The following is a 10,869-nucleotide window of genomic DNA, read 5'->3' as shown; positions in this document are numbered from 1 at the left end:
TTTCGTGTCCGATTCCCGGCCGAAGCGGGTCAAGCAGTTTTCGCTTTCCAGGTTCTTCGCTTTCGCGTTTTCCCTTTCCGGCGAGTCCGACTCTATCAGGCCTTTTCCTTTCCCTTGACCACGTCCTGCGGGCACGCCGAAGAAAGGTTCAGGGTTAGGATTTGGGCTTGAAGGTCGCCGCCGACCCCCGACTCAAAGTCGCGTTGGGGTCAGGCAGGAGTACGACAGTACAGGCCGCCGGGAGTCGAGGCAAATCCTTTCTGGTGCACTCCTAGGTCTGCCAAGCGGTAGGTCTCGGGCGGAACCGGGACTTCATATGACTTACTCTGCTGAGCAGTACGCCGTCCCCCATCAGCCGCGGCGGCGACACCTGAATCTCCACCCCCCTGGGAGGCTCCCCATGACCAACGTGACGTCCCCTCTTGCTGGACGCGCCATCGGACTCACCGCGGTTCCCGACCCGGTCTTCTCCGGCGCGATGGTCGGTCCCGGCACCGCCATCGACCCCGTACGTGAGCCCTCCGAGGCCGTGTCTCCGGTCGACGGCATCGTCGTCTCCCTGCACCCGCACGCGTTCGTCGTCGTCGACGCGGACGGGCACGGGGTCCTGACGCACCTCGGCATCGACACCGTCCAGCTCAACGGCGAGGGCTTCGAGCTTCTCGTGAACAAAGGGGACACGGTGACACGGGGCCAGAGCATCGTGCGCTGGGACCCGTCCGCGGTCGAGGTCGCCGGCAAGTCACCCATCTGCCCGATCGTGGCCCTGGAGGCCACCGCCGAGTCGCTCTCCGACGTCCGTGAGGACGGGGACGTGAAGACCGGCGACACGCTGTTCGGCTGGCAGTGACGCCCCGGGCGCAGTGACAGGCCAGTTGCACAACCACCGCGGTGACTAGGTCGCCGCACAACCGGAGACGGGTGAAATGGAGACAACGCTGCGAGGCGTCGGCGTGAGCCACGGTGTGGCCATCGGCGAGGTTCGGCACATGGGTACGGCGGTGCTGGAGCCGCCCGCCAAATCGATTCCCGCCGAGGAGGCCGGTCGCGAACAGGGGCGCGCCAGGCAGGCGGTGGAGGCGGTCGCCGCCGATCTGATCGCGCGCGGCAACCTGGCCGGCGGCGAGGCACAGCATGTGCTCGAGGCGCAGGCCATGATGGCGCAGGACCCCGAGCTGATGTCCGATGTCGAGCGGCGCATCGCCGTGGGCAGTACCGCCGAGCGTGGTGTGTACGACGCGTTCGCCGCGTACCGGGCGTTGCTCGCCAATGCCGGGGAGTACCTGGCGGGGCGGGTCGCGGACCTCGACGACGTACGGAACCGGATCGTGGCGCGGCTGCTCGGTGTGCCGATGCCCGGCGTGCCGGACAGCGACGAGCCGTATGTGCTGATCGCGCGCGACCTTGCGCCGGCCGACACCGCGCTCCTCGACCCGACGCTGGTGCTCGGCTTCGTCACCGAGGAGGGCGGGCCGACCAGCCACAGCGCGATCCTGGCGCGGGCGCTCGGCGTTCCGGCCGTGGTGGCGCTGCCCGGCGCCGGTGAGCTGGCCGAGGGCACGGTCGTCGCGGTGGACGGCAGCACGGGCGAGATCTTCGTCGACCCGAGCGACGAGAAGCGCGCCGAGATGGAGAGCGCAGCCGCTGCTCGTAAGGCGGCGCTGTCCGCCTCGACCGGTCCCGGCGCCACCTCCGACGGGCACAAGGTGCCGCTGCTCGCCAATGTCGGCGGCCCTGGCGATGTCCCCGCGGCGGTCGAGGCCGGGGCCGAGGGTGTCGGGCTGTTCCGGACCGAGTTCCTGTTCCTGGACGACAGCAAGCAGGCTCCTTCCGAGGAGAAGCAGGTCGCGGCCTACCGCGCGGTGCTGGAGGCGTTCCCCGAGGGGCGGGTCGTCGTACGCGTGCTGGATGCCGGGGCGGACAAGCCGCTGGACTTCCTGACGCCGGCCGACGAGCCGAACCCGGCGCTCGGTGTCCGTGGGCTGCGGAGCCTGCTGGACCACCCCGAGGTGCTGCGTACCCAGCTGACCGCGCTGGCGAAGGCCGCCGAGGGTCTGCCTGTGTACCTGGAGGTCATGGCGCCCATGGTGGCCGACCGTATCGACGCCAAGGCGTTCGCGGACGCGTGCCGCGAGGCCGGGTTGCGGGCGAAGTTCGGCGCGATGGTGGAGATTCCGTCGGCCGCTCTGCGGGCGCGGTCGATCCTCCAGGAGGTTGAGTTCCTGTCGCTGGGCACCAACGACCTGGCGCAGTACACCTTCGCGGCCGACCGTCAGGTGGGCGCGGTGTCGCGGCTCCAGGACCCGTGGCAGCCTGCGCTGCTGGATCTGGTGGCGCTGTCCGCCGATGCAGCTCGTGCCGAGGGCAAGAGTTGTGGTGTGTGCGGCGAGGCTGCGGCCGATCCGCTGCTGGCGTGTGTGCTGACGGGTCTGGGGGTCACCTCGCTCTCCATGGGCGCCGCGTCCATTCCTTATGTGCGGGCCACGCTGGCCAAGTACACGCTGGCGCAGTGCGAGCGGGCCGCGAACGCCGCTCGTTCCGCCGACTCCGCGGACGAGGCGCGCAGCGCCGCTCAGGCTGTGCTGTCAGGCGAGTAGCCGGACAGGCCGAAGCAGGCGCATCGAAGGAGGGGCTTTCCGCCGGGTGGCGGGAAGCCCCTCCCGCTGTGTGTTGTCTCAGTGGTGGGGCTCCGCCGGGTCGGCTCCGATGTCGAATCCCGCGCAGTACTCCACGCCGGATTCCGGGGAGACGGGCTCTCCGGTGTCCGCGTCGGTGCAGTAGGCGTTGAAGACCTCGCCGGCGGTGAGCGGGGCGAGGGCGCCGTGGGCCAGACGCCAGCCGTGGACGCGGTCCGGGCTGTCGGGGGCGCTGGTGCGCACGACTACTCCCCCGCGGGATTCCAGGGCGATGGCCACCGCGAGGACGGTGGCGAACTCCGCGCCCTCCGCGCTGTCGAGCCGGGCCGGTCCTGTGGTGTCGCGGTGGGTGTGGAGCGCGGCCAGGAGCTGGTCGTTCTCCGTCGGTGTGCTGCACACCAGGTGGTGGGTGCCCGGTCCCGCCGTTTCCAGCAGGCGCATGAGGAGGTGCGAGGCGCGGTCGAAGGCCGCGCGTCCGATGTCCTGGCCGCAGTCGGCGCAGGTGCCGAGGTCGGCGAGGAGGAGGGTGGCGTACTCCCAGGTGGCCTGGCGGACCGCGCGGGAGACGAGGACGGGGATGAGCTCGCTCAGGCGTTGGCCGGTGTAGGCGACCGTGGCTCCGGCGGCGGCGATCTCAGCGGTGAAGCGGCTGCGGCTCGCGCCGGTGTCGGCGTCGAGGCCCGATTCGGCGCAGAACTCCGCGTAGTCATCCGGATCGAAGAGCGCGACGGTGGTGTGCACGCCCTGGGCAGCGAGCGCTTTGAGCAGGCTCTCGACCTGCTGGAGATAGACGGTGTGGTCGTCGAAGGCGAAGGTGCGGTAGCGCCGCATGGCCGCGAAGTCCTGTGCGTCGACCAGCAGGCCGATGGTGCTGGGTGCTTCGCGGCGCAACGTGCGGCGCATGGTGGCCCCGGGTCGGGTGCCGGGCTTCGTGTGGTGGGTGGAGCCGTGCTGGGTGTTGCCGGTCTGCGCCATGTGTCCCCCTGTGCGCGGTGAATCCTTGCTCACTCAGCGTAATCAGGGGGACTGACAGGCGGCCGAGTGCCGTGGCAGGCAACGTCTGCCCGTAAAGGAGTGGCGTCCGGTGCGTGCTCCCGGTGTGCCGGCCGGAAGCCCTCGTACTGGACGTACTCGGGATTCCGGCCGGTGCGGCAAGCGTGCGTGCCGGGCGTCGCGACGGGGCGAACGTCGCCTGCCACGGCACTCGGGCGTGTTTCGAAAGTAGCGCGCCCGGAGGGCGGGCTCGGCGGCGTCTGGTGCGTGCGATCGCAAGACGGAGGGTCGCCCCGATACCGGATGTACCGGGGCGATCCCGACAAACGCGGCGAGCGTGCGTGCCAGGCGTCGCCGAGCAGGCGGGACTTTTCGGAACACGCCCTAGCTGCGGCGGCTCTCGGCCAGTTCGGCGTAGAAGCGGAGGAGGTCGAGGTTGTCGACGGAGCCCGGGTTGACCGCCTTGGCCATGTCGGTTCCCTGGAGCAGGCGCTTGACCGGCACCTCGATGCGCTTTCCGGTGAGGGTGTGCGGGATGCCGGGGACCTCGATGACCTCGTCCGGTACGTGGCGCGGGGAGAGGTTCTCCCGGATGGTCTGCTTGATCGCGGCGCGCAGGTCGTCGTCGAGGGTGGCGCCTTCGGCGAGGTGGACGAAGAGCGGCATCCAGTAGCCGCCGTCGGGTTCTTCGAGGCCGATGACGAGGGATTCGCGGATCTCGGGGAGCCGCTCGACGGCCTCGTAGATGTCGGCGGAGCCCATGCGGACGCCCTGGCGGTTCAGGGTGGAGTCGGAGCGGCCGTGGATGATCACCGAGCCGTGGTCGGTGATGGTGATCCAGTCGCCGTGCCGCCAGACGCCGGGGTACATGTCGAAGTAGCTGTCGTGGTAGCGGCTGCCGTCGGGGTCGTTCCAGAAGCGGACCGGCATGGAGGGCAGGGGGTTGGTGACGACCAGCTCGCCGACCTCGCCGATGAGGGGTTTGCCCGACGGGTCCCAGGACTGGAGATCGGTGCCCAGGCAGGGCGCCTGGAGTTCGCCGATGTGGACCGGGAGGGTGGGTACGGCTCCGGCGAAGCAGCTGCAGACGTCGGTGCCGCCGCTGACAGAGGCGATCCAGAGGTCTTCGGCGACCTCGTCGTGGAGCCAGCGGAAGCCGTCGGGCGGGAGCGGGGAGCCGGTGGTGGCGACGCACTGGACGCGGGAGAGGTCGAAGTCGCGGCCGGGGTGGATGTCGGCCTTTCGGCAGGCCATGACGTACGCGGCGGAGGTGCCGAAGAGCGTGGCGCCGGTCTGTTCGGCGACCCGCCACTGGGCGCTGACGTCCGGGTGGCCGGGGCTGCCGTCGTAGAGGACGACGGTGGTGCCGGTGAGGAGGCCGGAGACGAGGAAGTTCCACATCATCCAGCCGGTGGAGGTGTACCAGAAGAAGCGGTCCTCGGGTCCGAGGTCGCAGTGCAGGCCGATCTGCTTGAAGTGTTCGAGCAGGATGCCGCCCTGGGACTGGACGATGGCCTTGGGCAGGCCGGTGGTGCCGGAGGAGTAGAGGACCCAGAGCGGGTGCTCGAAGGGGACCTGCTCGAAGACCGGCTCGGTGTCGGCGGAGGTGAGGGCGGCCCAGGCGAGCGCGCCTTCGGGGGCGTCGGTGCCGAGCAGCGGGATGTGGACGACGGCGCGCAGGGTGGGCAGTTCGCGGCGGAGCTCGGCGACGGTCTCGGTGCGGTCGTGCTCCTTGCCGCCGTAGCGGTAGCCGTCGACGGTGAACAGGACGACGGGTTCGATCTGCTGGAACCGGTCGAGGACGCTGCGGGCGCCGAAGTCGGGGGCGCAGGAGGTCCAGACTCCGCCGACCGCGGCGGTGGCGAGGAAGGCGACGACGGCCTGCGGGATGTTGGGGACGTAGCCGCTGACGCGGTCGCCGGGGGTGACGCCCAGGGCACGGAGTTCGGCGGCGAGCGCGCCGACCTGGCGGCGGAGTTCGGCCCAGCTGACGGGGAGCTGCGTGTGGGTCTCGTCGACGTACAGCAGGGCGGGGGTGTCCGCGCGTGACGGGTCCTCGGCGGTGCGCAGGGCGTGTTCGGCGTAGTTGAGGGTGGCGCCGGGGAACCAGGTGGCGCCCGGCATGGCGCGGTCGCCGAGGGCGCTCTCGTACGGCGTGGAGAAGCGGATGCCGAACCATTCGGCGACGGCGCGCCAGAAGGTGTCGAGCTCGTCGACGGACCAGCGGTGCAGGGCCGCGTACCCGCCGTCGGCCGGGGCGCCGTACCGGGTCGCGGCCCAGTTCTGGAAGCGGGTGACGGCCGCGGCCTCGATGCGGTCGGGGCCGGGCTGCCAGAGCGGGGCGTCGTCGGGCGTGGCTGCGGTCATGAGGGCTGCTCCCTGGCTGTACGGGTACGCGGGGTGGGCGTGTCGACGCGCACGGGCCGGGGTGTGCGCGTGAGCGGCTGACACGGACGATGCCATGTGATCGTCGTCGGCACCAGGGTGGCCCCTCCATGAGGGGTTCCGTCCCTTCCGGGCCGGCATGGGTGAACGGGAGTTGAACGGAAGGTTTTGCCGGTCGGGCGGGTGGCAGGGTGTGCGCCATGGACGGTCGTGACCTGGTGCGTCGGGTGAGGTTGGTCGGTTCGGTGCGAGGGCTGCGCATGGTGCGTTCGGCGTGGCGGCGCCGGTCCGCGGATGCGGCGGCGCTGCCGGGGCGCGGGGCGGAGCGGGCCCGGGTGCCCGGCGCGCTGACGGGAGCGGAGCCGGGTCCTGGCGGGGGCGTGGTGCGGTTCGCCCGTTCGGAGCTGCGTATCCGTGTGTCGGTGGGCGGTGCGGTGTTCTGGGCGTGGGACGGGGCGGAACCGCTGCCGTCGTACGCGGTGGCGGGTGAGGCTCCCGCGCCGGATCCGCGGGCGGTGCTGGAGCCGGACAAGGACGGCGGCTGGCAGGTGGTCTCGGAGCGGCTGACGGTGGTGGTGTCGCGGACCGGGGCGGTGGAGCTGCGGACGCCGGGCGGGTTGCTGTTGCGGCGTGAGCTGCCGCCGCGCTGGTGGGAGCCGGCGGGCGGGGGCCCGGTGCGGTGGGTGCAGCGCTCGGAGGTACCGGCGGACGCGCGGTTCTTCGGTCTGGGCGGCCGGGCGGGCGGGCCCCGGTTGCGGGACGGGGTGTACGGGCTGTGGAACACCGATCCCGGCGGGCGGTTCGGGCCTGGGGACGATCCGCTGTATCTGACGATGCCGGTGCAGGTGGTGGTTTCGGACGCAGGGTCGCATCTGGTGTTCCACGACAACAGCTGGGCGGGGCGGGTGGTGCTGCGGGAGGGCGAGGAGGGCGCCGGTTCGGGGCATGACCGGCCGGGCACCTGCGAGGTTCGGATGGAGGGCGGGCCGCTGCGCTGCTGGGTGGTGGCGGGGACGCCGGCCCGGGTGCTCCAGGGGTGGACGGCGCTGACGGGTGCGCCGGCGCTGCCGCCGTCCTGGGCGCTGGGGCCGCAGCACGCCCGGTGGGGGTTCGGCGGTGAGCGGGAGGTGCGGCGGGTCGTCGACGGGTACCGGGAGCGGGGGCTTCCGCTGTCCGTCCTGCATCTGGACATCGACCACTACGACGCGCACCGGGTGTTCACGGTGGACCGGGCGCGGTTCCCCGCGTTGGCCGCGCTGGCGAAGGAGCTGCGCGAGGACGGGGTGCGGCTGGTGTCGATCGTGGATCCGGCGGTGAAGGCGGAGCCGGGCGGCGCGGTGTTCGACGGGGGCCGGGCGGTCGGTGAGCGTGGGGCGTACGTCCGGGACGCGCGAGGGCGGGTGGTGGTCGGGGAGGTGTGGCCGGGGGCCTGCGTCTATCCGGACTTCACCGATCCGCTTGTGCGGGATTGGTGGGGATCTCTGTACGAGGAGCGGCTTGCGCAGGGCTTCTCGGGGGTCTGGCACGACATGAACGAGCCGGTGTCCTTCGCGGCGTTCGGGGATCCTTCGCTGCCGCGCTCGGCCCGGCATGTCCTGGAGGGCGCCGGTGGCGATCATCGCGAGGCGCACAACGTGTACGCCCTGGCGATGGCACGGGCGGGTTATGAAGGGCTGCTCCGGTTCCGTCCGGAGGAGCGGCCGTTCCTGTTCTCGCGGTCGGGCTGGGCGGGGATGCAGAGGTACGGGGGCACCTGGTCCGGTGATGTGACGAGCGGGTGGCCGGGGCTGCGGGCCTCGCTGTCGCTGGTGGTGGGGCTCGGTCTGTGCGGGGTGCCGTATTCGGGTCCGGATGTGGGCGGGTTCGACGGGTCTCCGTCGCCGGAGCTGTATCTGCGGTGGTTCCAGCTGGGCGCGTACCTGCCGTTGTTCCGGACCCATTCGGCGATCGACGCGGGGCGGCGGGAGCCGTGGGAGTTCGGGCCGGAGGTGCTGGAGCACGCGCGGGCCGCGCTGGAGGAGCGGGAGCGGCTGCACCCGTACTTCGTGACGCTGTCGCACGTGGCGCGGCTGACGGGTGCGCCCTATGCGCGGCCGGCGTGGTGGGGTGCGCCGGGCGACCGGGCGCTGCGGGAGTGCGAGGACGCGTTCCTGCTGGGCGACGCGCTGCTGGTGGCTCCGGTGCTGGAGCCCGGGGCGCGGCGGCGGGCGGTGCGGCTGCCCCGGGGCCGGTGGTACGACACGGTGACCGGGCGGGCGTACGAGGGTCCGGGCCAGGTCCTGGTCGACGCTCCCCTGTCGCGGGTGCCGGTGCTGGCGCGGGCGGGCGCGGTGATTCCGGTGCGGGGTGCGGACGGCGGGCCGGAGCTGGAGGTGTGGGCGCCCGCGCCGGGACGTACCGGCGGCGGGCTGGTGGTGCGGGACCCGGGCGACGGGTGGGCGGAGGCGGAGGTCGAGCGGTATGTGACGCGTTGGGAGGGCGACCGCGTGGTGGTGGAGCGGGACGGCGCGGAGGGCGGGGTCGACTGTCCGGTGCGGGTGCGGGGGGTGGCGTCCCCGGGCTGAGAGCCTGTCGGGTGGCCTTCGACCGGAAAGCGGACGCGCTTCGGTGCGTACGGTTCCAAGGCGCCGAGATGTCCTCGTAGCGGAGCTACCAGGGCATTTCGGCAACACCGGAAGCGTGCGAGCCAGGGCGTGTCCGCCCGATCAGAGGTCACCCGACAGGCTCTGAGCCGGCGCCGGTCCCCCAGCGCCTCCGACCCGGACGCCGGCAGCCCCGGCGGTCTCGGCCCACGCGCCCCGGCCGGGGCGGCCTCAGCTGTGGTGTCCGGCGAACCAGGCGTTGGCGGCTTCCGTGTGGAGAGGGAAGGCGAGCGGCCTGGGCGCGTACAGGATCTCGTAACCGCTCGTCTCGTCGGTCGGGACCGAAGGCGGGAGGCTCGCGAGGGGGCGTGCCGGGAGGAGGCCGAAGACCAGGAGGTGGCCGTCGGTGTCGCTGAGCGTGTCGGCGAGGCGGACGTCCTGTTCGGCGGCCTCGATGCCGGTCTCCTCGCGCAGCTCGCGCACGACCGCGTGTCGCCATTCCTCGGCGTGGTCGATGAACCCGCCGGGCAGGGCCACGCCGCCCTTCCGCGGCTCGATGGTGCGGGTGATGACGACGAGCCCGGTGGTACGCGGGCCGACGACGGGGAGCAGGGCCACCGCGACGGGGAGCGGGTTGCGGTAGGCGGTGGTTCCGCAGTGCGTGCAGGTGCGGGGCCACGCGTCGGTGGACGGGAGCGCGGTGTACGGGGCTCCGCACGTGCCGCAGTGGGAGTCCCGTACGTACCGCGGTGACTGCCGAGCGGTCGGGGAAGAGGCCTTGCCGAGTTCGGACACGGGCGGACTGTATCGAACCGTCCCTTCCCGTCTCCCGGGGACCGCGATTCCGGGGGCCGCCTTCCGGGCGCCGCGAAGCCGCGTCCTTTCCTGGAGGCCGCGAAGCTGATAGACGATGTGCCCATGACAGGAATGCGTACCGCTCTGCGTGCTCTGGCCGCCACGGCCGCCGCCCTCCTCGCCGTCACCGCCCTCTCCCCCGCGGCACAGGCGCGCCCCGAACCGCGAGCTCCCGAGGAGTTCGTGGCGCTGCGCTCGGTGGACCCGACGATCATCCAGGAGATGCGTTACACCACGGCGCACACCTTCCTGGGTGAGCGGGTCGACGGCTATCGGCAGCCGGTCTGCATCCTGACCCGGCCCGCCGCCCGTGCCCTGCAGCTGGCGCAGAAGCGGCTGTTGCGTCAGGGGTACTCGCTGAAGGTGTACGACTGCTACCGGCCGCAGCGGGCGGTGGACCACTTCGTGCGGTGGGCGAAGGATCTCGACGACCAGGTGATGAAGGATGAGTTCTATCCGCTGGTCGACAAGGAGCGGCTGTTCGAGGACGGTTACATCGCGGAGAAGTCCGGGCACAGCCGCGGCAGTACGGTGGACCTGACGCTGGTGCGACTGCCGGCTCTGCCGACCCGGCCATACCGTCCCGGCGAGCCGCTGTCCCCCTGCTTCGCGCCCAAGGGCGAGCGGTTCCCCGACAGCTCGGTGGACATGGGCACGGGTTACGACTGCTTCGACACCTTGTCGCACACGGACGATCCCCGGGTCCAGGGGCTTCAGCGCGCCAACCGGCAGTTCCTGAAGCGGACGTTGACCGAGGTGGGGTTCGTGAACCTGCCGGAGGAGTGGTGGCACTTCACGTTCAGGCCCGAGCCGTTCCCGGACACCTACTTCGACTTCCCGGTGCACCGCCGGCCGGTGGCCGGACACTGACGGTACGCGCCGCCTCGGGGGACGGGGAACGGGCGACCGGGACCACCCCCGTGGGCTCCGGCCGCCCGTTCTTCATTTCGGACGCGAAAGGGGCGTGTTCGGTTGCCGATCGGGCGGCTACGGTGCCCGTATGTCACAGCAGACGTTCGATTCGTACGAGGAATTCTGGCCCTACTACGTCGCGATGCACTCCCGTGCCGCCACCCGCTGGGTCCATCTGACCGGCACCCTGACCGGGCTCGCGATCTCCGCGTACGGGCTGGCGCGGGGCCGGAAGCGGTATCTGGCGGCCCTGCCGCTGATCGGGTACGGCACGGCGTGGCCCGCGCACTTCCTGATCGAGAGGAACAACCCGGCCACGTTCGGGCATCCGGTGTGGTCGCTGCGCGGGGACGCGCAGATGATCCGGACGATGCTCGCGGGCCGGGACGCGGAGCTGGCGGAGACCGCGGCGAAGTGGCTGGCCGAGCACGGCCGGGACGGATGCGGCGGGAACGGGTGCGGCTGAGGAGGGCGGGCCGGACCCCTCGCTCGCGGCGGACACCCGT

The 10,869-nt window shown here is 71.8% G+C and carries 8 protein-coding genes; 5 read left to right on the top strand and 3 right to left on the bottom strand.

Annotated elements, in window-relative coordinates:
* The first annotated feature begins 400 nt into the window (after positions 1–400).
* Complete coding sequence (locus IG90_RS0116605; protein WP_030584333.1) at positions 401–850, top strand: PTS sugar transporter subunit IIA; 450 nt, start codon at positions 401–403, stop codon at positions 848–850.
* Positions 851–926: 76 nt separating this feature from the next.
* Positions 927–2,597, top strand: a complete 1,671-nt coding sequence (gene ptsP, locus IG90_RS0116600; protein WP_030584330.1) for a phosphoenolpyruvate--protein phosphotransferase — start codon at positions 927–929, stop codon at positions 2,595–2,597.
* A gap of 78 nt (positions 2,598–2,675) precedes the next feature.
* Here ptsP and IG90_RS0116595 read toward each other — a convergent pair whose 3' ends face one another.
* The gene (locus IG90_RS0116595; protein WP_030584327.1) at positions 2,676–3,611 is read right to left on the bottom strand and encodes a hypothetical protein; all 936 of its coding nucleotides are present in this window, start codon (positions 3,609–3,611) and stop codon (positions 2,676–2,678) included.
* 402 nt (positions 3,612–4,013) lie between these two features.
* Positions 4,014–5,996 carry an acetoacetate--CoA ligase gene (locus tag IG90_RS0116590; protein ID WP_030584324.1) on the bottom strand — a complete coding sequence of 661 codons (1,983 nt, stop codon included), beginning with the start codon at positions 5,994–5,996 and terminating at the stop codon, positions 4,014–4,016.
* Between the two features lie 218 nt (positions 5,997–6,214).
* Here IG90_RS0116590 and IG90_RS0116585 point away from each other — a divergent pair, with 218 nt between their 5' ends.
* Positions 6,215–8,578 carry a glycoside hydrolase family 31 protein gene (locus IG90_RS0116585; protein WP_030584322.1) on the top strand — a complete coding sequence of 788 codons (2,364 nt, stop codon included), beginning with the start codon at positions 6,215–6,217 and terminating at the stop codon, positions 8,576–8,578.
* A 249-nt stretch (positions 8,579–8,827) separates the two neighbouring features.
* Here IG90_RS0116585 and IG90_RS0116580 read toward each other — a convergent pair whose 3' ends face one another.
* Positions 8,828–9,391 (bottom strand): NUDIX domain-containing protein, encoded by a 564-nt coding sequence (locus IG90_RS0116580; RefSeq protein ID WP_030584318.1) that lies wholly within the window; start codon positions 9,389–9,391, stop codon positions 8,828–8,830.
* Between the two features lie 132 nt (positions 9,392–9,523).
* On the opposite strand from IG90_RS0116580, the gene IG90_RS0116575 reads away from it, so the two are divergent.
* Both IG90_RS0116575 and IG90_RS0116570 read left to right on the top strand, forming a co-directional pair.
* Positions 9,524–10,321, top strand: a complete 798-nt coding sequence (locus IG90_RS0116575) for a M15 family metallopeptidase (protein WP_030584315.1) — start codon at positions 9,524–9,526, stop codon at positions 10,319–10,321.
* A gap of 130 nt (positions 10,322–10,451) precedes the next feature.
* Positions 10,452–10,829 (top strand): Mpo1-like protein, encoded by a 378-nt coding sequence (locus IG90_RS0116570; protein WP_030584312.1) that lies wholly within the window; start codon positions 10,452–10,454, stop codon positions 10,827–10,829.
* Positions 10,830–10,869: the final 40 nt, after the last annotated feature.

Source organism: Streptomyces anulatus (assembly GCF_000721175.1).
GTDB lineage: Bacteria > Actinomycetota > Actinomycetes > Streptomycetales > Streptomycetaceae > Streptomyces > Streptomyces anulatus_C.
The sequence above is the reverse complement of the archived record's forward strand: the minus strand, read 5'-3'. Positions and strand labels throughout refer to the sequence as shown.

Excerpts from the sequence above, each read along its gene's own strand:
- IG90_RS0116595 (WP_030584327.1), bottom strand. The coding sequence starts at position 3,611 with ATGGCGCAGACCGGCAACACCCAGCACGGCTCCACCCACCACACGAAG.
- ptsP (WP_030584330.1), top strand. The coding sequence starts at position 927 with ATGGAGACAACGCTGCGAGGCGTCGGCGTGAGCCACGGTGTGGCCATC.
- IG90_RS0116585 (WP_030584322.1), top strand. The coding sequence starts at position 6,215 with ATGGACGGTCGTGACCTGGTGCGTCGGGTGAGGTTGGTCGGTTCGGTG.
- IG90_RS0116575 (WP_030584315.1), top strand. The coding sequence starts at position 9,524 with ATGCGTACCGCTCTGCGTGCTCTGGCCGCCACGGCCGCCGCCCTCCTC.
- IG90_RS0116605 (WP_030584333.1), top strand. The coding sequence starts at position 401 with ATGACCAACGTGACGTCCCCTCTTGCTGGACGCGCCATCGGACTCACC.
- IG90_RS0116570 (WP_030584312.1), top strand. The coding sequence starts at position 10,452 with ATGTCACAGCAGACGTTCGATTCGTACGAGGAATTCTGGCCCTACTAC.
- IG90_RS0116590 (WP_030584324.1), bottom strand. The coding sequence starts at position 5,996 with ATGACCGCAGCCACGCCCGACGACGCCCCGCTCTGGCAGCCCGGCCCC.